This is a genomic window from Modestobacter sp. SSW1-42 (assembly GCF_046635825.1).
Classification (GTDB): Bacteria; Actinomycetota; Actinomycetes; order Mycobacteriales; family Geodermatophilaceae; genus Modestobacter.
On the sequence record NZ_JBISCA010000002.1, the window covers coordinates 551,836 to 573,532 of the forward strand.

Here is a 21,697-nt window from a genome sequence, read left to right on the forward strand (position 1 = left end):
TCCTCCCGGGCGTGCGACCGAGCCGGCCCGACCCCGAGGCGGGGTCCTCGCTGCCCTTCGTGCTGGTCTGCTGGCTGGTGGCGGCGCTGATGGTGCTGGGCGGGATCGCGGCCTCCGACGCCTTCCTGGAGCAGCAGGAGGTGCAGTCGATCTGCGACGGCGCCGCCCTGGCCGCGGCCGACCAGGCCGACGAGGCGGCGGTGTACGCCCGCGGGGTCGGCGACCAGCTGCCGCTGACCCGGGCCGCCGCCGAGACCGCGGTCGCCGACCAGCTCGCCGACGCCGGCACCACCCTGGACTCCTGGTCCGTGGAGACCGACGGCGCCGAGGTGACCGTGCGCTGCACCCGGTCGGTGCACATCGCCTTCGACCGGGTCTTCCTGGGCGGCCGCGCGCTGGAGCGCACCGCCGTGGCCAGCGCCCGCGCCCCGACGGTCCCGTGAACGAGGACGGCCCCCGACCGTGAGGTCGGGGGCCGTCGCACCGGGTGTGGCGGGTGAAGGATTCGAACCTTCGTAGGCTAAGCCGACGGATTTACAGTCCGCTCCCATTGGCCACTCGGGCAACCCGCCGCTGTGCTGGTGCCGGATGAGCTTACAAGACGGTGGACGGCGGTCGGGGAGGTCCCCGGTCGAGCCCGCTCCACCAGGTGCGCGAGAGGAGACAGTCATGGCCGATGCGTCCTTCGACGTGGTCAGCAAGGTCGACCGGCAGGAGGTCGACAACGCCCTCAACCAGGCGGCCAAGGAGCTCTCGCAGCGGTTCGACTTCCGCGGCGTGAACGCCACCATCGCCTGGGCCGGCGAGGAGGGTGTCGCGCTGCAGGCCGACACCGAGGAGCGCGTGGTCGCCGCGCTCGAGGTTTTCCGCGAGAAGCTGGTCAAGCGCGGCATCTCGATGAAGGCGCTGGACGCCGGCGACCCGCAGTCCTCCGGCCGGGTCTACAAGATCTCGGCGACGATCAAGCAGGGCATCGCCTCGGACAAGGCCAAGGAGATCGCCAAGGCCATCCGCGACGAGGGCCCCAAGGGCGTGCAGGCGCAGATCCAGGGCGACCAGCTGCGGGTCAGCGGCAAGAAGCGCGACGACCTGCAGGCGGTCCAGCAGCTGCTCAAGGGCAAGGACTTCGAGATCGCCCTGCAGTTCGACAACTACCGCTGAGGCGCTCCAGGAGGACCCCCGCCGCGACGGGGGTCCTCCTAGCGGTCGAGCTCCCGGGCCATCTGCTGCAGCCGGGCGATCCGCTCGGCCATCGGCGGGTGGGTGGCGAACATCGACGCCATGCCCTGCCCGCGGAACGGGTTGGCGATCATCAGATGGCTCTGGGTGACCAGCCTGTCGTCCTGCGGCAGCGGCCGGGCGGCCACGCCGCGCTCGAGCTTGCTCAGGGCACTGGCCAGTGCCAGCGGGTCGTGCGACAGCTGGGCACCGGAGGCGTCGGCCTGGTACTCGCGGCTGCGGCTGACCGCCATCTGCACCAGGCCGGCGGCGAGCGGCCCCAGGAACACCAGCAGCAACCCGCCGAGCGCACCCCCACCCCCGCCCTCGCGGTCGTCGGGACGGCCGCCGAAGAACGAGGCGAACATCGCCATGTGCGCGAGGTAGGTGATCGCGGTGGCCATCGCGCCGGCGACCGAGCTGATCAGGATGTCGCGGTTGTAGACGTGCGAGAGCTCGTGGGCCAGCACCGCGCGCAGCTCGCGGCGGTCGAGCAGCTCCAGGATCCCCTGGGTGCAGCAGACCGCGGCGTTGCGCGGGTTGCGGCCGGTGGCGAAGGCGTTGGGCTGCGCGGTCGGGCTCACGTAGAGCCGCGGCATCGGCTGGCGGGCCTCGGTGGCCAGCTCGCGGACGATGGCGTAGATCTGCGGCGCCTGCGTCTCGGTGACCGGGAACGCCCGCATCGACCGCAGCGCCAGCGACGCGGAGTTGAAGTACGCCCAGCCGTTGACGCCCAGGGCGATCAGCAGGGCGATGAACAGCCCCGTCCGGCCGCCGACCAGGGCCCCGGCGGCCAGGATCAACCCGGCCATCAGGCCGAGGAGGACCGCCGTCTTGAGGCCGTTGTTCCACCGTTGCACGCCCGGTAGAACGCCCCCCGGGTGAGACCCGTTCCCCGCGCTGGCTGTGAGCTCGCCGGGCCAGGACAGCCTGTCCTGTGTGCCTTGCCTCACGTTGGGCGCACCGGGATCCCGGTGCCGCCACCCGCACGTAACCTGAGCGGTCGGAGGTACCTCACACATGACTGGCACCAACCCCGGAATCACGCCCGCGGCGAGCGGCGTTGCCCCCGGCATGCACACCGCAGCCGATGCCGAGTTCCATGCTGCCGAGACCCACACCGCCACCGGCGGCCTGGTCAAGGACGTGGTGGCCCTCGACCGCGTCGTGATCCGGCTGGCCGGCGACTCCGGCGACGGCATGCAGCTGACCGGCAACCGCTTCACCAGCGAGACGGCGGCCTTCGGCAACGACCTGAAGACGCTGCCGAACTTCCCCGCCGAGATCCGGGCGCCAACGGGCACCCTGCCGGGCGTCAGCTCCTTCCAGCTGCACTTCGCCGACCACGGTGTGATGACCCCGGGCGACGCCCCCGACGTCCTCGTCGTGATGAACCCGGCGGCGCTGAAGGCCAACCTGATGGACCTGCCCGGCGGTGGCCTGCTGATCGCGGACTCCGACGAGTTCACCCCGCGCAACCTCGCCAAGGTCGGCTACGCCACCAACCCGCTGGAGGACGGCTCCCTCGAGGGCTGGCAGCTGGTCAGCGTGCCGCTGACGTCGATGACCACCGCGGCGCTCGCCGACTCGGGCCTGGGCAAGAAGGAGGCCGAGCGGAGCAAGAACATGTTCACCCTCGGCCTGCTGTCGTGGATGTACCACCGGCCCACCGAGGGCACGGTGCGCTTCCTCGAGCGCCAGTTCCGCCGCAAGCCGCTGATCGCCGCGGCCAACATCGCCGCGTTCCGGGCCGGGTTCAACTACGGCGAGACCACCGAGGCCTTCGCGGTCTCCTACGAGATCAAGCCCGCCCCGATGGAGCCGGGCCGCTACCGCAACATCTCCGGCAACCAGGCGCTCTCCCTGGGCCTGGTCGCGGCCGGGCAGCTGTCGGGTCTGCCGGTCTTCCTCGGCGCGTACCCGATCACCCCGGCCAGCGACATCCTGCACGAGCTGAGCAAGCACAAGGCGCTGGGCGTGCGCACGTTCCAGGCCGAGGACGAGATCGCCGGCATCGGCGCGGCGCTGGGCGCCTCCTTCGGTGGCGCGCTGGGCATCACCACGACCTCCGGTCCCGGCGTCGCACTCAAGGCCGAGACGATCGGCCTGGCGGTCATGACCGAGCTGCCGCTGGTGATCGTCGACGTCCAGCGCGGTGGCCCCTCGACCGGCCTGCCCACCAAGACCGAGCAGTCGGACCTCCTCCAGGCGCTCTACGGGCGCAACGGCGAGGCGCCGGTGCCGGTCATCGCCCCGCGCTCCCCCGGCGACTGCTTCGACGCCGCCGTCGAGGCCGCCCGGATCGCGCTGACCTACCGCACACCGGTGATCCTGCTGTCCGACGGCTACCTGGCCAACGGCGCCGAGCCGTGGGCGGTGCCGACCCGGGACGAGCTGCCCGACCTGCGCCCGGTCTTCGCGACCGAGCCCAACGGCGAGGACGGCGAGTTCCTGCCCTACCTGCGCGACCCCGAGACGCTGGCCCGCGCCTGGGCCGTGCCGGGCACCGCCGGCCTGCAGCACCGCATCGGCGGGCTGGAGAAGGCCGACCGGACCGGCAACATCTCCTACGACGCCGACAACCACGACTTCATGGTCCGGACCCGCCAGGCCAAGATCGACGGCATCGCCGCCTCGATCCCGGCGACCGAGGTCGACGACCCGGACGGCGACGCGCGGGTCGCGGTGATCGGCTGGGGCTCGACGTACGGGCCGATCGGCGCCGCCTGCCGCCGGATCCGCGCCTCGGGCCGGTCGATCGCCCAGGTGCACCTGCGGCACCTCAACCCACTGCCGGCCGACCTGGGCGAGATCCTGGCCCGCTACGACCGCGTGGTCTGCCCGGAGATGAACCTCGGCCAGCTGGCCATGGTGCTGCGGGCGGAGTACCTGGTCGACGTGCACAGCCACACCCAGGTGCGCGGGCTGCCCTTCCGGGCCGCCGAGCTCGCCGCCGTCCTGCAGGACGTCATCGACGGCACCCCCGCCGGGACGACGTCCGAGACCGCCGACCGCACCGACACCACCATCCTGGACACCCCTGCCCCGACGGGAGCAGCACTGTGACGGCCCTCGACCACACCTCTGCGCACGTGCACGACCTCGGCATGCCCGGCAACCCGATCTCGGCGGCCATCGCCGCCTCGGTCGAGGTGTCGGGTGAGAAGAACGCCGCCCTCAAGGCCAAGGACCTCAAGACCGACCAGGAGGTGCGCTGGTGCCCCGGCTGCGGTGACTACGTCATCCTCAACGCCGTCCAGAGCTTCCTGCCCAGCCTCGGCATCGCCCGCGAGGACATGGTCATCGTCTCCGGCATCGGGTGCTCGAGCCGCTTCCCGTACTACATGAACACCTACGGGATGCACTCGATCCACGGCCGCGCCCCGGCCATCGCCACGGGCCTGGCCGCCTCCCGCCCCGACCTGTCGGTGTGGGTCGTGACCGGTGACGGCGACGCGCTGTCGATCGGCGGCAACCACCTGATCCACACGCTGCGCCGCAACGTGAACCTGACGATCCTGCTGTTCAACAACCGGATCTACGGGCTCACCAAGGGCCAGTACTCGCCCACCTCCGAGGTCGGCAAGGTCACCAAGTCCACGCCGATGGGCTCGATCGACGCCCCGTTCAACCCAGTGAGCCTCGCCCTGGGCGCGGACGCGACGTTCGTGGGCCGGGCGATGGACTCCGACCGCAAGGGGCTCACCGAGGTGCTGCGGCAGGCCGCCGAGCACCAGGGCACCTCGCTGGTGGAGATCTACCAGAACTGCAACATCTTCAACGACGGCGCCTTCGAGCTGCTCAAGGACCCGGCGACCGGCCCGATGTGGACCATCCCGCTGGTGCACGGCGAGCCGCTGGTGTTCGGCCCGGGGGGCGCCTCCTGCGTCGTCCGCGACGACTTCGGCGGCCTGCGAATCGCCGAGACCAACCAGGTCGACGCCTCGCAGATCGTGGTGCACGACGCGCACCGCGAGGACCCGTCCTACGCGTTCGCGCTGTCCCGGCTCTCCAGCCAGGACCTGCGCTACTCCCCGATGGGCGTCTTCCGGTCGGTGGCCAAGCCCACCTACGACCGGATGATGACCGACCAGCTCGAGGACGCCGCGGCCCAGTCTAGCGCCACGCTGGACGACCTGCTCGCCGGCAACGACAGCTGGACCGTCAGCGCCTGACGCCGGCACGTCGAACGCCCGTGGCCCAGGACCCTCGTGGTCCTGGGCCACGGGCGTTCACGGCTCCTGCAGCACCGCGGGGAGCGCCGGCAGGGCGGCGGTCAGCTCCGCCCGGGTCGGGGCGGCCCAGCCGAGCACCACCCCGGCCGGGCCGTGCCCGCCGATCCGGTGGCGGGACAGCGGGTCCAGCAAGAGCCCCCGCGTCGCGGCCCCGGCCAGCACCGCCGCCTCGGTGGCGTCGTCGGGCAGCGGGACGACGACGTGCGCGCCGGCCTCGTCGCCGAGCACCCGCTGCCCGGCGGCGGCGACCGCGGCGAGGACGTCGTCCCGGCGGGCGTGCAGCTCGCGCCGCAGCCGGCGCAGGTGCCGGGACAGGTCGCCGGACGCCGCCAGGGCCGCCACCACCCGCTGCCCGGCGCGCGCGGGGCGGGTGCCGGTGGCGGTGCGGCGGGCCAGCAGCGCGTCCCGCACGTCGGGTGGGGCGACCAGCCAGCCCACCCCCAGCGTCGGGCTGAGCACCTTGCTGGTGGTGCCGAGGTGGACGACGACGTCGGGGGCGAGCGCGGCCAGCAGCGGCAGCGGCGCCACGTCGTAGCGCAGCTCGCCGTCGTAGTCGTCCTCGACCACCAGGAACCCCTCGGCGCGGGCGCGGGCGACCAGCGCCGTCCGGCGGGGCGCGGCGAGCCGGCCGCCGAGCGGGAACTGGTGGGCCGGCGTGCAGTAGACCGCGGCCAGCCCGGCGGGCACCTCGTCGACGACCAGGCCGTCGTCGTCGACCCGCAGCGGCACGACCTCGGCGCCCGCGTCGCGCAGCGCCCCGACGGCCCGCCCGTAGCCGGGGTCCTCGACTCCGACCCGGGCGCCGGGTGGCAGCAGCCGGGCCAGCTCGCCGACGGCGGCCGAGGTGCCCGCGGTGGCGACGACCTCGTCGCCGGTGGCGGGCAGCCCACGGTGGCGCAGCAGGTGCTCGGCGACGGCGGCGCGGTAGGCCGGCGCGCCGGCCGCGCTCGTCACGGCGTCGGGTGGCTCGTCACCGGCGGCCCGCCAGGCACGGCGCCAGACGGCCCGGTCGAGCACCTCCAGGCAGGGCGCTCCGGGCCGCAGGTCGGTGCCCGTCGCCGGTGGGTCGGGGACACGGACGGGGCGGCCCGCCGGCACCGACGGACCGGGCGCACCGACGACGAACGTGCCGGCCCCCCGCCGCCCGGCGACCCAGCCCTCGGCCAGCAACTGGTCGTAGGCGGCTGCGGTGACGGTGCGGCTGACGCCCAGCTCCGTGGCCAGCTGCCGGGTGGAGGGCAGCCGGTCACCGGCCCGCAGGCTGCCCTGCGCGGTCACCGCCCGCAGCGCGTCGGCCAGCTGGACCGCAAGCGGCACCCGCGAGGCGCGGTCCAGCGGCAGCGGCGGGACGTCGACCACGAGCGGCTCCTGACGACGAAGTGGCCTGCCAGGATGCCAGCCCGGTGGCTCTTCGGGGAGGCCACCGACCGGGTGATGATCACCGGGTGACCGCACCGCTCTCCCCCACCGACCGCAGCACCGTGCGCCGGGGCGCGCGGCGGGCCCGTACCGACCGGGCCGAGCTGTACGCCGTGCTCGACGCCGGCCTGGTCGGCCACCTCGGCGTCGTGCTCGACGGCGCACCCGTCGTCCTGCCGACCGGGTACGGCCGCGTCGACGACACGCTGTACCTGCACGGCTCGACCGGGGCGGCCACGCTGCGGGCGGCTGCGACGGGCGCACCGGTCTGCCTCACCGTGACCCACGTCGACGGCGTCGTCTACGCCCGCTCGTCGTTCCACCACTCGATGAACTACCGCTGCGCGGTCGTGCACGGCGTGGCCCGCACGGTCACCGACCCCGGCGAGCGCGAGCGCGGGCTGGCCGCCCTGACCGAGCAGCTGGCCCCCGGGTCCTGGACCGCCACCCGCCGTCCCGACCGGAAGGAGCTCGCCGCCACCGCCGTCCTGGCGCTGGACCTCGCCGAGGCCAGCGTCAAGGTGCGCACCGGCCCGCCCGGCGACGACGACCGCGACCTGGACGCGCCGGTGTGGGGCGGGGTCCTGCCGGTGCGCACGGTGTTCGGCGCGCCGGAGCCCGACCCGCTGCTGCCGGCCGGCGTGCCGGTCCCGGCGCGGGTGCGGGACCGGGTCAACCCTGCGGGGTGACCCGCAGCAGCTGGTCCTCGCCGTCGCCGTTGTCGGTGGTGACGTACAGCGCGCCGTCGTCGCCCTGGACCGGCGAGCGCACCCGGCCGTAGGAGTCCTCCAGCTCGGGGACGCGGAACTGCTCGACCAGCGTTCCGTCGGCGTCGATGCGCAACGCGAGCACCCCGGTGTCCTTCTGCACGCCCAGCAACAGGACGCCGTCGTAGGCGCCCCACTGCGGGCCGGACAGGAACCCACCGCCACTGGCGGCGATGGTCGGGTCACCCGAGGACCACACCGCGGGGATCGCACCGGGCAGGCCGAGGTCGGTCATCGGCACGCTCTCGTCGTAGTCGCCGCCCTCCCCCGCGGGGTGCCAGCCGTAGTTGCCGCCGGCGACGGACCGGTTCACCTCGTCGTCGCGGTCACTGCCCTGCTCCACGCTGAAGACCGTCCCGGTGCCGGGCTGGACGGCGAGGCCCTGCACGTTGCGGTGGCCGTAGCTCCAGATCAGCCGGGTGGCCGGGTCGGGTGAGTCGAGGAACGGGTTGCCGGCCGCGGGCCCACCGGTGCGCGGGTCGATGCGCAGCACCTTGCCGGCCAGGGTCGTCAGGTCCTGCGGGTTGCTGCCGACGGCGTTGTCGCCGGTGCCCACCAGCAGCTGGCCGGTGGGGTCGAAGCGCGGGCGGCAGCCGCCGTGCCGGCCGGTGGACTCGTTGACCGGGATGCCGCCCAGCAGCGGGTCGGCGACGCGGGTGGCCGTCGTCCACTGCTCGTCGACGGTCCAGGCGACCACCTGGATCTCCGCGCCGTCGTCGGTCTCGACGCCCTGGCAGGTGTAGAACCGCCGGTCCCGGTCGAACGCGGGGTCGAGCGTGAGCCCCATCAGCCCGGTCTCGCCGTCGGCGAACAGGTCGTCGAACGGCGCGTCCAGCTCGCGCACCGTCCCGTCGGGGAGCACCGCGGTGAACCCGCCGCCGCGCTCGTCGAGCAGCAGCGTGCCGTCGGGGGCGCGGGCGACGTCCCAGGGGTGGTCGAGGCCGTCGGCGAGGACGTCGACGGTCAGCGCGGGCACGCCCGGTGCGGAGGAGGCGGCGGCGTCCGGGACCTCGGTGGCCGCCTCCTCGCCCTGCTCACCGGGTGCGGTGCTGCACCCGGCGAGGAGGAGGACGGCGGACAGCGCGAGGAGCCGGGGACGGTTCACCGGCCCCAGGATGCCCCGGGTTCAGGACGTGCGGGTGACCACGTAGGTGCACAGCGCGGACAGCGCCTCGCGCACCGGCCCCTCGGGCACGGCGTCGAGCCGGGCGCGGGCCCGGTCGGCGTAGTCGTTGAGCACCGCGGTCGCCCGGGCGAGCGACGCCGAGGAGCGCAGCAGCGCCAGCGCCTCGGCGTGCTCGGCGTCGTCGACCACGGGGCCGGCGACCAGCTCGCGCAGCCGCGCCTCGGCCGGGTCGTCGCCGGCGAGGGCGAAGAGCACCGGCAGGGTGGCGATGCCCTCGCGGAGGTCGGTGCCGGGCAGCTTGCCCGACGTCCCGCCCTCGCTGACGATGTCGATGAGGTCGTCGGAGAGCTGGAAGGCGACCCCGACCTCCTCCCCGAACGCGGTGAGGGCGGTGACCAGCTCGGCGGGGGCGCCGGCGAAGGTGGCGCCGAAGCGGGCCGAGGTGGCCACCAGCGAGCCGGTCTTGTCGGCCAGCACGCCCAGGTAGTGGTCGATGCGGTCCTCGCCGGGGCCGGCGCCGACGGTCTCGCGCAACTGGCCGGTGACCAGCCGCTCGAAGGTCTTGGCCTGTACCCGGACGGCCTCGGGGCCCAGGTCCGCGAGCAGGTCCGAGGCCCGGGCGAAGAGGAAGTCGCCGGTCAGGATCGCGACGCTGTTGGTCCAGCGGCTGTTGGCGCTGGGGGCGCCGCGGCGGACGGAGGCCTCGTCCATGACGTCGTCGTGGTACAGCGTGGCCAGGTGGGTCAGCTCACAGACGACGGCGGCGGCGACCACCTCGTCGGCCACCTCGCCGTCGGGCCCGGCGTCGCCCAGCTGGGCGGCCAGCAGCGCCAGCATCGGGCGGAAGCGCTTGCCGCCGGCGGCCATCAGGTGGCCGGCGGCCTCGCTGACGAAGGAGTGGTCGCTGGCCACCGCGGTCACCAGCGCGGACTCGACCCGCAGCAGCGCGGCGGACAGCGCGAGGCCGAGCTCGCCCTCGGGCAGCCAGGGGCCGATCGTCGAGGGCGGGGTCGAGGGCCGGTGCCACAGCTGGGTGTCCCGCTGGGTCTCGCTCCCGCCGCCCCGTGCGCTGGTGGTGCCGGCTCCGGTCATCGTCCGCTGAAGATACTCACCCACCGGCCCGGCCCCCGACCCGACCACCTCTCAGCCGGTGAGGACTGCCGCAGACCGGGCCAGGTCCAGCACCGCGCCCGGCAACAGGCCCAGCAGCAGCGTCGCCGCGGCTGTGACGGCCAGCACGACGGTGGTGGGCAGCCCCGGCACGCCGACCGTCGGGCCCTCGGGTGCGGGCTCGGCGAAGTACATGAGCACGACCACCCGCAGGTAGAAGAACGCCGCCACCGCGCTGGCCACCAGGGCGACCACGGCCAGCGGCCAGGCACCGGCCTCGATCGCCGCCCGGAAGACGGCGAACTTGCCGGTGAACCCGCTGGTGAGCGGCAGCCCGGCCAGGGCGAGCAGGAAGAAGGCCATGAGCGCGGCGACCACCGGCGACCGCTGCGCGAGCCCGGCCCACGCGCTCAGCCGGCCGGCCTCCCCGTCGCCGTCCCGGACCAGGGTCAGCAGCCCGAACGCGCCGAGCGTGGTGAGCCCGTAGGCGAGCAGGTAGAACATCGTCGCGGCCAGCCCGGAGCCGCCGATCCCGAGGACGCCGGTGAGCAGGAAGCCGGCGTGCGCGATCGAGGAGTACGCCAGCATCCGCTTGAGGTCGGTCTGGGTGAGGCCGAGCACGGCACCGACGACCATCGACACGATCGCCAGCGTGTAGAGCAGCGGCCGCCAGGTGTCGGCCGCGTCGCCGAACCCGACGTAAAGCAGCCGGAGCACCGCACCGAACGCGGCGACCTTGGTGGCCGAGGCCATGAAGGCGGTCACCGCGGTGGGGGCACCCTGGTAGACGTCCGGCGTCCAGGTGTGGAAGGGCGCGACGCCGGCCTTGAACATCAGCCCGACCACCAGCAGCGCGAGGCCGAGCAGCAGCAGCGGCTCGCTGCCGGTCTCGGCGGAGACCGCGCCGATGTCGGCCAGCCGGATGCTGCCGGTGGCGCCGTAGACCAGCGCCAGCCCGTAGAGGAAGAACGCCGAGGCGAACGCCCCGAGCAGGAAGTACTTGACCGCCGCCTCCTGCGACAGCAGCCGCCGGCGGCGGGCCAGCCCGGCCATGAGGTACAGCGGCAGGCTGAGCACCTCGAGCGCGACGAACATGAGCAGCAGGTCGTTGGCGGCGGTGAACAGCATCATGCCGCCGACGGCGAAGGAGGCCAGCGGGTACACCTCGGTCTGCACCCGCGGCGAGGTGGCCAGCTCGCGGTCGCGCACCGTGCCGGCCGGCACCGCCGCGGCGGCGACGAACGCCGAGCGGGCCGGGTCGAGGGCGCGCTCGCTGAACAGCAGGACCGACAGCGCCCCGAGCGCGGCGATGGTGCCCTGCAGGAACAGCGCCGCCCCGTCGACGGCGAGCGCGCCGGCGGCGGTGACCTCCTCGGCCCCGGCCAGCAGCACGGTGCTGACGAGCGCGCCGAGCATGCCCACGAGCGCCAGCGCCACCTGCGTGCGGTGCCGGACGGCGCGCGGCGCGAACGCCTCGACCAGCACGCCGGCCGCGGCGGCGCCCAGGACGAACAGCAGCGGCGCCAGCGCGGCGTAGGACAGGTCCGGTGCGGCGATCTCGGGCATCAGCGGGCTCCTCCGAGGTCGGCCAGGGTGGCCTCGACGGCCGGGGTGACCAGGTCGATCAGCGGCTGCGGGTACACGCCCAGCACCACGACCAGGGCCACCAGCGGCGCGACGACGGCGGTCTCGAGCCGGGTGAGGTCCCGCACCCGCGTCCGCGCCGCGACGGCGGTCGCGCCCCCGCCGACCGGCGCAGGCTCCTCGGCCGGCGGCGGGCCGTGCAGGGTGCGCTGGACCAGCAGCAGCACGTAGAGCGCGGCGAGCACGATCCCGGCGGTGGCGACGATGGTGAACACCGGCCGCTCCGGGAAGGCACCGATGAGCACCAGGAACTCCCCGACGAAGCTGCCCGTGCCCGGCAGCGCCAGCGAGGCGAGCCCGGCGACCAGGAAGACCCCGGCCAGCACCGGCGCGGTCGCGGCCAGGCCACCGGCGTCGGCGATCCGCCGGGAGCCGGTGCGGGCGATCACCATGCCGACCACCACGAACAGCAGGCCGGTGGCGATGCCGTGGTTGACCATGTAGACCACCGCGCCGGTGGCCGCCTCGGTGGTGAAGGCGAAGATGCCCAGCGCGATGAAGCCGAAGTGCGCGATCGAGGTGTAGGACACCAGCCGCTTGAGGTCGCTCTGGCCCACCGCGAGCAGCGCGGCGTAGAGGACGCCGGCCACCGCGAGCACCAGCACCCACGGCGCGAGGTCGCGGGAGGCGTCGGGGAACAGCGGCAGGCAGTAGCGCAGGAAGCCGTAGGTGCCGACCTTGTCCAGCACCCCGACCAGCAGCACCGAGCCCGCGATCGGGGCCTCGGCGCCGGCGTCGGGCAGCCAGGTGTGGAAGGGCACCAGCGGTGACTTGATCGCGAAGGCCAGGAAGAAGCCGGCGAACAGCAGCTTCTGCACGCCCGGGTCGATGTCGAGCTGCCGCAGCGCGTCGAAGGCGAAGGTGCCCTCGCCGAGTGCGGAGTCGCTGACCACGTACAGCCCGATGACGGCGGCGAGCATGACCAGCCCGCCGAGCAGGCTGTAGACGAAGAACTTCACCGCCGCGTACTGCCGGCCCGGCCCGCCGAAGCTGCCGATCAGGAAGTACATCGGGACGAGCATCGCCTCGAAGAACACGTAGAACAGGAAGACGTCGGTGGCGGCGAAGACCCCCACGAGCGTCGCCTCCAGCAGCAGCAGCCAGGCCCAGAACGCCCGCATCGACGCACGTGCCGGCGCGGTGTCCCGCCAGGAGGCGCCGACCACCACGGGCACCAGCACGCCGGTCAGCAGCAGCATCACCAGCGCGATGCCGTCGACGCCGAGGGCGAAGCTGACCCCGAAGTCGGGGATCCAGGCGACGGAGCTGGTGTGCTGGAACCGCTCGCCGCCCGGGTCGAAGGAGGCGGTCGCCCCGACGGCGAGGAGCAGCACGAGCAGGCCGACCGCCAGCGTCACCGTCCGGGCCAGCGCCTCACGGGCCGGCGGCAGGGCGGCGACCACCGCCGCCCCGACGGCCGGGACGGCGATCATCAGCAGCAGCCACGGGACGTCGGTCACCGGGTCCTCCCTCGGTCGGTCATCCGGTCGCCGCTCATCCCGTCGTCCCGGCGAGCAGGGCCCCGGCCACCAGCACCGCGCCGCCGAGGACGCCCAGGGCGTAGCTGCGCACGAAGCCGGTCTGCAGCCGGCCCAGCCGGGACGAGGAGCCGCCCAGCCCGGCCGCGGTGGCGTTGACCAGGCCGTCGACGCCGCGGGCGTCCAGCCACACCAGCGCCCGGGTCAGCCAGGTGCCCGGCCGCATGATCAGCGCCTCGTTGACCGCGTCGGCGTACAGCCCGCGGCGGGCGGCGGTGACCAGCGGCGACACCCGGACCGGCGCGGTGGTCGGCACCTCGCGCCGTCCGACGACCAGCCAGGCGGTCAGCGCCCCGGCGGCCACCACCGCGGTGACCACGAGCGAGACCAGCGCCGGGGCGACCACGTGCGCGGCCTCGGCGGGCTCGCCGAACACCGGCTCGAGCCAGTCGGTGAGCGGGAAGACCTGCACCAGCAGGAACCCGGCGGCCACCGAGCCGACGGCGAGCACCACCATCGGCGCGGTCATCACCGTCGGCGACTCGTGCGGGTGCACACCCTCCCGCCACCGCGCCTTCCCGAAGAAGGTCATCAGCATCAGCCGGGTCATGTAGAACGCGGTCAGCCCGGCGCCGAGGACGGCAACCCCGCCGAGCAGCCAGCCCGACCAGCCGCCGCGGTCCAGCGCCGCCTCGATGATGGCGTCCTTGGTCCAGTAGCCGGACAGGAACGGGAAGCCGATCAGCGCGAGGTAGCCCACCCCGAAGGTCACGAAGGTGACCGGCAGCTTCCCGGCCAGCCCGCCGAAGCGGCGCATGTCGGTCTCGTCGCCCATCGCGTGCATCACCGAGCCGGCCCCGAGGAACAGCCCGGCCTTGAAGAAGCCGTGGGTGAGCAGGTGCGCGATGCCGGCGGCGTAGCCGGCCGGGCCGAGCCCGACGGCCAGGAACATGTAGCCGATCTGGCTGACCGTGGAGTACGCCAGCACCTTCTTGACGTCGTCGAACGCGCAGCCCACCACGGCGCCGATCAGCAGGGTGAGCGCGCCGATCACCAGGACGACGGTGCGGGCGGTGGGCGTCGCGTCGTACAGCGGCGCCGACCGGGCGATCAGGTACACGCCGGCGGTGACCATGGTGGCGGCGTGGATCAGCGCCGAGACCGGGGTCGGACCCTCCATGGCGTCGGGCAGCCACGCCTGCAGCGGGAACTGCCCGGACTTGCCGCACGCCCCGAGCAGCAGGAGCAGCCCGATCGCGGTGACCGTGCCCCCGGCGAGCAGACCGACCGAGCCGAACACACCCGCGTAGGACGTCGTCCCGAGCTGGGCGAACATCACGAAGACCGCCAGCGCCAGGCCGACGTCGCCGACCCGGTTCATCAGGAAGGCCTTCTTCGCCGCCGTCGCGGCGGCCGGGCGGGTGTGCCAGAAGGCGATGAGCAGGTAGGACGCCAGGCCCACGCCCTCCCAGCCGACGTAGAGGGCGACGTAGCTGTTGCCCAGCACCAGCAGCAGCATCGCGGCGACGAACAGGTTGAGGTAGGCGAAGAACCGGCGGCGGGCCGGGTCGTGCGCCATGTAGCCGATCGAGTAGACGTGGATGAGCGCGCCGACGCCGGTGATGAGCAGGACGAACACCGCCGACAGCGGGTCGAGCAGCAGCCCGGCCTGTACGTCGAGGTCGCCGGTGGAGATGAAGGTGAACAGGTCGACGCTCACCGACCGCTCGTCGAGCCCGGCGAGCTGCACGGTGCACAGCACGGCGAGGACGAAGGCGGCGGCGACGGTGCCGGTGGCCAGCAGGTGGCCCCAGCGGTCGGTGCGCCGGCCGCCGAGCAGCAGGACGGCGGCGCCGGCCAGCGGCAGGGCGATCAGCAGCCAGGAGGCGTCCAGGAGAGCGGGGACGGGGTCCATCGCCGGCTCAGTACTTCAGCAGGTTGACGTCGTCGACCGAGGCCGAGCGGCGGGTGCGGTAGACGCTCATGATGATCGCCAGCCCCACGACGACCTCGGCCGCGGCGACCACCATGACGAAGAAGGCGATGACCTGCCCGTCGAGGCTGCCGGTGGAGCGGGCGAAGGTGACCAGGGTCAGGTTCACCGAGTTGAGCATCAGCTCGACGCACATGAACACGACGATGGCGTTGCGGCGCACCAGCACCCCGACGGCGCCGACGGTGAACAGCACCGCGGCGAGCACCAGGTAGTTCGCGATGGTCACAGCTCCCTCCTCCGGGACGTGCCGATCGAGGGCAGCTCGTCGACGACCTGCGGCTCCACGCCGGTGCTGGCGCTGGCCGGCGACGGGCTGCCGTCGGGCAGCCGGCCGGGCGCGGCGATGGAGTTGGCCCGGGCGTAGACCCCGGGCCCGGGCAGCGTCTGCGGGTGGTCGCCGGTGAGGAAGCGGGCCCGCGACAGCTCCTTCTGCGAGGGCCGGCTGCCGGGGTCGCGCTCGACGTGGGCCAGCACCATCGCCCCGACCGCGGCGGTGATCAGCAGCGCGCTCGTGACCTCGAAGGCCAGCAGGTACCGGGTGAACAGCAGCTCGGCGATGCCCTGGACGTTGCCGTTCGCTGCGCCGTCCCCCAGGCCCTGCGGGACGACGTCGGTGGTCGCGCGGGCGATCCCGGCGCCGACCAGCCCGGCGAAGCCGATGCCGAGCACGATCGCAGCCACCCGCTGACCGCGCAGGGTCTCCACGACCGAGTCGGAGGTGTCGCGGCCGACCAGCATGAGGACGAAGAGGAACAGGATCATGACCGCGCCGGTGTAGACGATGATCTGCACCGCGCCCAGGAACGGCGCCCCCTGGACGACGTAGAAGACGCCCAGCACCAGCATCGTGTTGACCAGCCACAGCGCGGAGTGGACGGCGTTGCGCGAGAGCACCGTGCCCAGCGCCCCGGCCAGCGCGACCGGCCCGAGCACCCAGAAGACGACGGCCTCGCCGGTGCCCAGCTGCGCGCCGGTGTCCGCGGCGTCGGCCAGCACGCTCATGCCGGCGCCCCCGCGTCCCGGACGTAGTAGTCGCGCTCGTCGTCACCCAGCCGCATCGGGTGCGGTGGCTGCTCCATGCCCGGCAGCAGCGGGGCCAGCAGCTGCTCCTTGGTGTAGATCAGCGACTGCCGGTCGTCGTCGGCCAGCTCGAAGTCGTTGCTCATGGTCAGCGAGCGGGTCGGGCAGGCCTCGATGCACAGCCCGCAGAAGATGCAGCGCAGGTAGTTGATCTGGTACACCGCGCCGTACCGCTCGCCCGGCGAGAATCGGGCCTCCTCGGTGTTGTCCCCGCCCTGCACGTAGATGGCGTCGGCCGGGCAGGCCCACGCGCACAGCTCGCAGCCCACGCACTTCTCCAGGCCGTCGGGGTGCCGGTTGAGCACGTGCCGGCCGTGGTAGCGCGGCTTGGTCTGCTTGGGCACCTCCGGGTACTCCTCGGTGGTCACCTTCGCGAACATCGCGGCGAAGGTGACGCCGAAGCCCTGCGCCGGTCCGGGCAGTCGTGACGTGCGCTTGGCCGGCGCCCCGGTCTCCGCCGGGCGGGCGACCTCGGTGCCGGGCTGCTGGTCAGACATCGACGTCCTCCTCACGGGCGGGCGCGGGCGCGCCGGCGCCGACGGGTTCACGGGTGCGCAGCCGCGGGGACGGCGGCACGACCAGGTCCAGCGGGGGCACCGGGAACCCGCCGGCGGCGCTCGCGCTGCCGCGGGGCGGGAGGACCTCGGCGCCGGTGGGCTGCAGCGCCCCGGCCGCGGCGGCCCGGGCGCCGAGCCGGGTGTCGCGGTTGCGGCGGCGGGAGGCGATCAGCAGCCCGGCGATCACCAGCAGCGCGAGCGGCACGCCCACGAGGACCGCGACGACGCCGCCGTCCAGGCCGGCCTCGCGGGAGACGGTGCGCATCGTGGCGACGACCAGGATCCAGACCAGTGCGGTGGGCACCAGGACCTTCCACCCGAACCGCATGAACTGGTCGTAGCGGAGCCGGGGCAGCGTGCCGCGCAGCCAGATGAAGACGAACAGCGCGGCGACGACCTTGCCGAAGAACCACAGCAGCGGCCACCAGCCGGTGTTGGCGCCGTCCCAGACCGAGATCGGCCACGGCGCCCGCCAGCCGCCGAGGAAGAGGGTCGCGGCCAGCGCGGAGACGGTGACCATGTTGACGTACTCGGCGAGGAAGAAGAGCGCGAACTTCAGCGACGAGTACTCGGTGTGGAAGCCGCCGACGAGCTCGCTCTCGGCCTCGGGGAGGTCGAACGGCGCCCGGTTGGTCTCGCCCACCACCGCGATCACGTAGATGACGAAGGACACCGGCAGCAGGACGGCGAACCAGCCCGGACCGTTGCCGGTGCCGCCGAACAGCGACGTCCCGTCGGCTTGGGCGGCGACGATCTCCGAGGTCGACATCGACCCGGCGTAGAGGAACACCGCCACGATCGACAGGCCCATGGCGATCTCGTAGCTGACCATCTGCGCGGCGCTCCGCAGCCCGCCCAGCAGCGGGTAGGTGGAGCCGGACGCCCAGCCGGCGAGCACGATGCCGTAGACGCCCATCGCCGAGCAGGCCAGCACGATGAGCACCCCGATGGGGGCGTCGGTGAGCTGGAGCGGGGTGCGCTCGCCGAAGATGCTCACCGTCGGGCCGAGCGGGATCACCGAGAAGGCCAGGAACGCCGGGATGGTGGCGATGACCGGGGCCAGGAAGTACACCGGCTTGTCGGCCAGCGCCGGCATGACGTCCTCCTTGAACGCCAGCTTCAGCCCGTCGGCAAGGCTCTGCAGGTAGCCGCGCGGGCCGACCCGGTTGGGGCCGGTGCGCTGCTGCATGCGGGCGACGACCTTGCGCTCGAAGACGATCGCGAACAGCGTCATCGCGACCAGCACGCCGAAGATCCCGACGATCTTGACCAACACGATCCACCACACGTCGGAGCCGAAGTCGGCCAGCGTGGGCTGGTCGGCGCTGGCCACGACGTCGGTCACGGCGCTCATGCCGCACCGCCGCTCAGGGCGACGACGGCGCCCGGCCGCAGGCCCGACCCCATCGGCAGCCAGACGACGTCCTCGGGCAGGTCGGCCAGCTGCAGCGGCAGCGTGACCGATCCGGCGACGGTGAGCGGGTCGCCCTCGGCCAGGCCCAGCCGGGTCGCGGTGGCCGCGGCGAGCCGGGCGACCGGGAGGCGGGCGGTGCCGGCCAGCGCGGGTTCGTCGCGCAACAGCGTGCCGCCGTCGAGCAGCTGCCGCCAGGAGGCGAGCACCGCCTGGCCCGGCGCGAGCCGCGGTGCCGGCGGCGGGACGACGTCCGGTCCGGGCAGCGGCGCCTGGGTCGTGCCGCCGAGGGCGACCAGCTCACGGCGCGCCGCGTCGACGGTGGGCAGCCCGAGGTCGACGCCCAGGTGCTCGGCGACGCCGTGCAGCACGCGAGCGTCGGTCAGCTGACCGGTGCCGTGCAGGGTGGCGTCGAAGGGGCGCACCCGGCCCTCCCAGTCCAGGTAGGCACCGGCCTTCTCCGGTGCCGCGGCGACGGGCAGGACGACGTCGGCGTGCACGGTGACCGCGCTCGGGAAGAGCTCCAGGCTGACGACGAACCGGGCGGCGGCCAGCGCCTGCCCGGCGAGGGCGGGGTCGGGCAGGTCGGCGGGGTCGACGCCACCGACGAGGAGCCCGCCCAGGTCGCCGTCCCGCGCGGCGGTGAGGATGCCGGTGAGGTCGCGGCCGGGGAGGGCGGGCAGCTGCACGCCCCAGAGGTGCTGGACCTCCACCCGGTCGGCCACGCTGGTCAGGGCGCGACCGCCCGGGAGCAGCCCGGGCAGGGCACCGGCCTCGACCGCGCCGCGCTCGCCGGCCCGCCGCGGCACCCAGGCGACCCGGGCTCCGGTCGCCCGGGCGAGCGCGGCCACGGCGGTGAACCCGCCCGGCACCTCGGCCAGCCGCTCCCCCACCAGGACGACGGCGCCGGGTCGCCGCAGCGCCTCGTCGCCGGCGAGGCCGGCGAGGGTGCGGGGCTCGTCGCCCGGCACGGTGGTCAGCACCGTCGCCTGCAGCTTGGTGGCCGCGGGGGTGGTGAACGGCGCGACGTCCAGGACCCGCTGGCCGTGCTGGCGGACCGCGCGGCGCAGCCGCAGGAAGACGATCGGCGACTCCTCCTCCGGCTCGAACGCGACCAGCAGCACGGTCGGCGCGGCGGTCAGCTCGTCGTAGGTGACCGCGCCCGCGCCGGGGGCGGTGCCGGCGACGGTGCTGGCCAGGAAGGCCAGCTCCTCGGCCGAGTGCGCGCGGGCCCGGGCGTCGACGTCGTCGGTGCCGAGCGCGACCCGGGCGAACTTCGCGTAGGCGTAGGCGTCCTCGACGGTCAGCCGGCCGCCGGGCAGCACGCCGACCCCGCCGGCCGCCCGCGCCGCCGCCAGCCCCGCGGCCGCCGCGGCCCACGCCTCGGGCCAGGAGGCGGGGACCAGCTCGCCGTCGCGCCGGACCAGCGGCGTGGTCAGCCGCTCGGTGCTGGCGGCGTAGCGGAAGGCGTAGCGGCCCTTGTCACAGGTCCACTCCTCGTTCACCGCGGGGTCCTCGCCGGCCAGCCGGCGGGTGACCTCGCCGCGCCGGTAGTCGGTGCGCTGGGCGCAGCCGCTGGCGCAGTGCTCGCAGACGCTGGGCTCGCTGCGCAGGTCGAACGGGCGGGAGCGGAACCGGTAGGTGGAGCTGGTGAGCGCGCCGACCGGGCAGATCTGGGTGGTGTTGCCGGAGAAGTAGGAGGAGAACGGCTCGTCGTCGGCGATCGCGACCTGCTCCAGCGCGCCGCGCTCGAACAGCTCGATGAACGGGTCGCCGGCGACCTGCTGGCTGAACCGGGTGCACCGGGCGCAGAGCACGCAGCGCTCGCGGTCCAGCAGCACCAGCGGGCTGATCGGCAGCGGCTTGGGGTAGGTGCGCTTGACCTCGACGAACCGGCTCTCGGTGCGGCCGTTGCTCATCGCCTGGTTCTGCAGCGGGCACTCCCCGCCCTTGTCGCAGACCGGGCAGTCGAGCGGGTGGTTGGCCAGCAGCAGCTCCATCGTGCCCTGCTGCGCCTTGTCCGCGACCGGGCTGGACAGCTGGGTGTGCACCTCCATGTCCGGCGTCACCGGGGTGGTGCAGGAGGCGACCGGCTTGCGCTGCCCGGCGACCTCGACCAGGCACTGCCGGCAGGCGCCGACCGGCTCGAGCAGCGGGTGGTCGCAGAACCGCGGGATCTGGACGCCGATCTGCTCGGCGGCCCGGATGATCAGCGTGCCCTTGGCGACCGCGACCGGGAAGCCGTCGATGGTGCAGTGGACGGCGTCGGGTGGGGTGTGCGGGCCGGGGACGGCCGGCGGCGTGGCGGGCGCGGGGCCGGGGACGGTGGTGGTCATGCCATCGCCACTTCCAGCCGCAGGGACCGGCCGAGACGGACCTGTTCGTCCGGGGGCAGCAGGGCGACGTAGTCGTCGCGGAAGTACTTCATGGAGCTGGCGATGCAGCTGGTCGCGCCGTCGCCGAGCGCGCAGAACGACCGGCCGAGGATGTTGTCGGCGATGTCGGTGAGCAGGTCGAGGTCGGTGGCCCGGCCCTGCCCGCGCACCAGCCGCTCCAGCACCTGGACCAGCCAGTAGGTGCCCTCCCGGCACGGGGTGCACTTGCCGCAGCTCTCGTGCGCGTAGAACTCGGTGAACCGCAGCGTCGCCTCGACGATCGAGTCGGTCTCGTCGAACACCATCAGCGCGGTGGTGCCGAGCATGGAGCCGGCCTTGCCGACGGAGTCGAAGTCCAGCGGGACGTCGAGGTGCTCCGGGGTGAAGTAGGGGGTGGAGCTGCCGCCCGGCGTCCAGAACTTCAGCTCGTGGCCGGGCCGCACGCCGCCGGCCATCGCCAGCAGCTCGCGCATCGTCGTCCCCATCGGGGCCTCGTACTGGCCGGGGCGCACGACCCGGCCCGACAGCGAGTAGATCTTCGGGCCGGGGCTCTTCTCCGGGCCGAAGCGCTTGAACCACTCGGCCCCGCCGCGGACGACGTAGGGCACGGTCGCCAGCGTCTCGACGTTGTTGATCACCGTCGGCGAGCCGTACAGCCCGGCCACGGCGGGGAACGGCGGCTTGAGCCGGGGCTGGCCGCGGTAGCCCTCCAGCGACTCCAGCAGCGCGGTCTCCTCGCCGCAGATGTAGGCGCCCGCACCCGCGTGCACGACCAGCTCGAGGTCGAAGCCCGAGCCCAGGACGTCGGTGCCGAGGTAGCCCGCCGCGTGGGCCTCCTGCACGGCGGCGACCAGCCGGCGGTGGGCGTGCACGGCCTCGCCGCGGACGTAGATGACGGCGAAGTGCGAGCGGATCGCGTACGCGGCGATGACGACGCCCTCGATCAGCGAGTGCGGGTCGGCCATCATCAGCGGCACGTCCTTGCAGGTGCCGGGCTCGCCCTCGTCGGCGTTGACCACCAGGTACTTGGGTGCGGCGGCCGGGCCGGTCGGGGTCTCGCCCGGCTTGGGCTGCGGGATGAAGCTCCACTTCATGCCGGTCGGGAAGCCGGCACCGCCGCGGCCGCGCAGGCCGGAGTCCTTGACCAGCGCGACCAGGTCGTCGGGCGTCATCGCCAGCGCCTGCCGGAGCGCGGTGTACCCGTCGAGGCGTTCGTAGGTCTCCAGCGTCCAGGAGCGGTCAGCGTCGAAGCGCCGGGTGAGCACCGGGGTCAGGGGCATC

General features: G+C 73.9%; 18 protein-coding genes and 1 tRNA gene. 5 read left to right on the forward strand and 14 right to left on the reverse strand.

Annotation, left to right across the window (positions count from 1 at the left end):
* Positions 1 to 11 precede the first annotated feature (11 nt).
* The gene (locus tag ACGBYP_RS07910; RefSeq protein WP_411582752.1) at positions 12 to 443 is read left to right on the forward strand and encodes a pilus assembly protein TadG-related protein; all 432 of its coding nucleotides are present in this window, start codon (positions 12 to 14) and stop codon (positions 441 to 443) included.
* A 47-nt stretch (positions 444 to 490) separates the two neighbouring features.
* Here ACGBYP_RS07910 and ACGBYP_RS07915 read toward each other — a convergent pair.
* Positions 491 to 572, reverse strand: a tRNA-Tyr gene (locus ACGBYP_RS07915).
* A 97-nt stretch (positions 573 to 669) separates the two neighbouring features.
* On the opposite strand from ACGBYP_RS07915, the gene ACGBYP_RS07920 reads away from it, so the two are divergent.
* A complete protein-coding gene (locus ACGBYP_RS07920) occupies positions 670 to 1,161 on the forward strand; it encodes a YajQ family cyclic di-GMP-binding protein (protein ID WP_411582754.1) in 492 nt (163 codons plus the stop codon).
* A gap of 38 nt (positions 1,162 to 1,199) precedes the next feature.
* On the opposite strand, the gene htpX is transcribed toward ACGBYP_RS07920, so the two are convergent.
* Positions 1,200 to 2,078 (reverse strand): zinc metalloprotease HtpX, encoded by an 879-nt coding sequence (htpX, locus tag ACGBYP_RS07925; RefSeq protein ID WP_411582755.1) that lies wholly within the window; start codon positions 2,076 to 2,078, stop codon positions 1,200 to 1,202.
* A gap of 214 nt (positions 2,079 to 2,292) precedes the next feature.
* On the opposite strand from htpX, the gene ACGBYP_RS07930 reads away from it, so the two are divergent.
* Both ACGBYP_RS07930 and ACGBYP_RS07935 read left to right on the forward strand, forming a co-directional pair.
* Entirely contained in the window at positions 2,293 to 4,284 is a 1,992-nt protein-coding gene (locus tag ACGBYP_RS07930; protein ID WP_411582757.1) for a 2-oxoacid:acceptor oxidoreductase subunit alpha, read from the forward strand.
* Positions 4,281 to 5,393 carry a 2-oxoacid:ferredoxin oxidoreductase subunit beta gene (locus ACGBYP_RS07935; protein WP_411582759.1) on the forward strand — a complete coding sequence of 371 codons (1,113 nt, stop codon included), beginning with the start codon at positions 4,281 to 4,283 and terminating at the stop codon, positions 5,391 to 5,393. Before ACGBYP_RS07930 ends, ACGBYP_RS07935 begins: the two co-directional genes overlap by 4 nt.
* A gap of 57 nt (positions 5,394 to 5,450) precedes the next feature.
* Here the strand turns inward: ACGBYP_RS07935 and ACGBYP_RS07940 are convergent, their stop codons facing one another.
* Positions 5,451 to 6,812: a PLP-dependent aminotransferase family protein gene (locus tag ACGBYP_RS07940; RefSeq protein ID WP_411582761.1), complete on the reverse strand. Its 1,362-nt coding sequence runs from the start codon at positions 6,810 to 6,812 to the stop codon at positions 5,451 to 5,453.
* 86 nt (positions 6,813 to 6,898) lie between these two features.
* Here ACGBYP_RS07940 and ACGBYP_RS07945 point away from each other — a divergent pair, with 86 nt between their 5' ends.
* Positions 6,899 to 7,561, forward strand: a complete 663-nt coding sequence (locus ACGBYP_RS07945; RefSeq protein ID WP_411582763.1) for a pyridoxamine 5'-phosphate oxidase family protein — start codon at positions 6,899 to 6,901, stop codon at positions 7,559 to 7,561.
* Here ACGBYP_RS07945 and ACGBYP_RS07950 read toward each other — a convergent pair.
* Genes ACGBYP_RS07950 through nuoF form a run of 11 tightly spaced genes read right to left on the reverse strand, consistent with a single transcriptional unit; the run spans position 7,545 to position 21,696 of the window.
* Entirely contained in the window at positions 7,545 to 8,744 is a 1,200-nt protein-coding gene (locus ACGBYP_RS07950) for a PQQ-dependent sugar dehydrogenase (RefSeq protein ID WP_411582765.1), read from the reverse strand. The two genes, ACGBYP_RS07945 and ACGBYP_RS07950, sit on opposite strands and share 17 nt — an antisense overlap.
* Positions 8,745 to 8,765: 21 nt before the next feature.
* A complete protein-coding gene (locus tag ACGBYP_RS07955) occupies positions 8,766 to 9,857 on the reverse strand; it encodes a polyprenyl synthetase family protein (RefSeq protein WP_411582767.1) in 1,092 nt (363 codons plus the stop codon).
* A gap of 51 nt (positions 9,858 to 9,908) precedes the next feature.
* Positions 9,909 to 11,441, reverse strand: coding sequence for an NADH-quinone oxidoreductase subunit NuoN (nuoN, locus tag ACGBYP_RS07960; RefSeq protein WP_411582769.1), 1,533 nt, complete (start codon positions 11,439 to 11,441; stop codon positions 9,909 to 9,911).
* Positions 11,441 to 12,979, reverse strand: a complete 1,539-nt coding sequence (locus ACGBYP_RS07965; protein ID WP_411582771.1) for an NADH-quinone oxidoreductase subunit M — start codon at positions 12,977 to 12,979, stop codon at positions 11,441 to 11,443. The genes nuoN and ACGBYP_RS07965 overlap by 1 nt, the downstream gene beginning before the upstream one ends.
* A 34-nt stretch (positions 12,980 to 13,013) precedes the next feature.
* On the reverse strand, positions 13,014 to 14,912 hold the full coding sequence (gene nuoL, locus ACGBYP_RS07970) for an NADH-quinone oxidoreductase subunit L (RefSeq protein ID WP_411582773.1): 1,899 nt from the start codon (positions 14,910 to 14,912) through the stop codon (positions 13,014 to 13,016).
* A 7-nt stretch (positions 14,913 to 14,919) separates the two neighbouring features.
* On the reverse strand, positions 14,920 to 15,219 hold the full coding sequence (gene nuoK, locus ACGBYP_RS07975; protein WP_269174746.1) for an NADH-quinone oxidoreductase subunit NuoK: 300 nt from the start codon (positions 15,217 to 15,219) through the stop codon (positions 14,920 to 14,922).
* Positions 15,216 to 15,995: an NADH-quinone oxidoreductase subunit J gene (locus tag ACGBYP_RS07980; protein WP_411582775.1), complete on the reverse strand. Its 780-nt coding sequence runs from the start codon at positions 15,993 to 15,995 to the stop codon at positions 15,216 to 15,218. The genes nuoK and ACGBYP_RS07980 overlap by 4 nt, the downstream gene beginning before the upstream one ends.
* Positions 15,992 to 16,570, reverse strand: coding sequence for an NADH-quinone oxidoreductase subunit NuoI (nuoI, locus tag ACGBYP_RS07985; protein WP_411582777.1), 579 nt, complete (start codon positions 16,568 to 16,570; stop codon positions 15,992 to 15,994). The genes ACGBYP_RS07980 and nuoI overlap by 4 nt, the downstream gene beginning before the upstream one ends.
* Complete coding sequence (gene nuoH / locus ACGBYP_RS07990; protein ID WP_411582779.1) at positions 16,563 to 17,984, reverse strand: NADH-quinone oxidoreductase subunit NuoH; 1,422 nt, start codon at positions 17,982 to 17,984, stop codon at positions 16,563 to 16,565. The genes nuoI and nuoH overlap by 8 nt, the downstream gene beginning before the upstream one ends.
* Positions 17,981 to 20,377, reverse strand: a complete 2,397-nt coding sequence (locus ACGBYP_RS07995) for an NADH-quinone oxidoreductase subunit G (protein ID WP_411582781.1) — start codon at positions 20,375 to 20,377, stop codon at positions 17,981 to 17,983. The genes nuoH and ACGBYP_RS07995 overlap by 4 nt, the downstream gene beginning before the upstream one ends.
* Positions 20,374 to 21,696, reverse strand: a complete 1,323-nt coding sequence (gene nuoF, locus ACGBYP_RS08000) for an NADH-quinone oxidoreductase subunit NuoF (RefSeq protein WP_411582783.1) — start codon at positions 21,694 to 21,696, stop codon at positions 20,374 to 20,376. Before nuoF ends, ACGBYP_RS07995 begins: the two co-directional genes overlap by 4 nt.
* Position 21,697: the final 1 nt, after the last annotated feature.

Excerpts from the sequence above, each read along its gene's own strand:
- ACGBYP_RS07920 (WP_411582754.1), top strand. The coding sequence starts at position 670 with ATGGCCGATGCGTCCTTCGACGTGGTCAGCAAGGTCGACCGGCAGGAG.
- ACGBYP_RS07930 (WP_411582757.1), top strand. The coding sequence starts at position 2,293 with ATGCACACCGCAGCCGATGCCGAGTTCCATGCTGCCGAGACCCACACC.
- ACGBYP_RS07955 (WP_411582767.1), bottom strand. The coding sequence starts at position 9,857 with ATGACCGGAGCCGGCACCACCAGCGCACGGGGCGGCGGGAGCGAGACC.
- nuoN (WP_411582769.1), bottom strand. The coding sequence starts at position 11,441 with ATGCCCGAGATCGCCGCACCGGACCTGTCCTACGCCGCGCTGGCGCCG.
- nuoL (WP_411582773.1), bottom strand. The coding sequence starts at position 14,912 with ATGGACCCCGTCCCCGCTCTCCTGGACGCCTCCTGGCTGCTGATCGCC.
- ACGBYP_RS07980 (WP_411582775.1), bottom strand. The coding sequence starts at position 15,995 with ATGAGCGTGCTGGCCGACGCCGCGGACACCGGCGCGCAGCTGGGCACC.
- nuoI (WP_411582777.1), bottom strand. The coding sequence starts at position 16,570 with ATGTCTGACCAGCAGCCCGGCACCGAGGTCGCCCGCCCGGCGGAGACC.
- nuoH (WP_411582779.1), bottom strand. The coding sequence starts at position 17,984 with ATGAGCGCCGTGACCGACGTCGTGGCCAGCGCCGACCAGCCCACGCTG.
- ACGBYP_RS07995 (WP_411582781.1), bottom strand. The coding sequence starts at position 20,377 with ATGACCACCACCGTCCCCGGCCCCGCGCCCGCCACGCCGCCGGCCGTC.
- nuoF (WP_411582783.1), bottom strand. The coding sequence starts at position 21,696 with ATGCCCCTGACCCCGGTGCTCACCCGGCGCTTCGACGCTGACCGCTCC.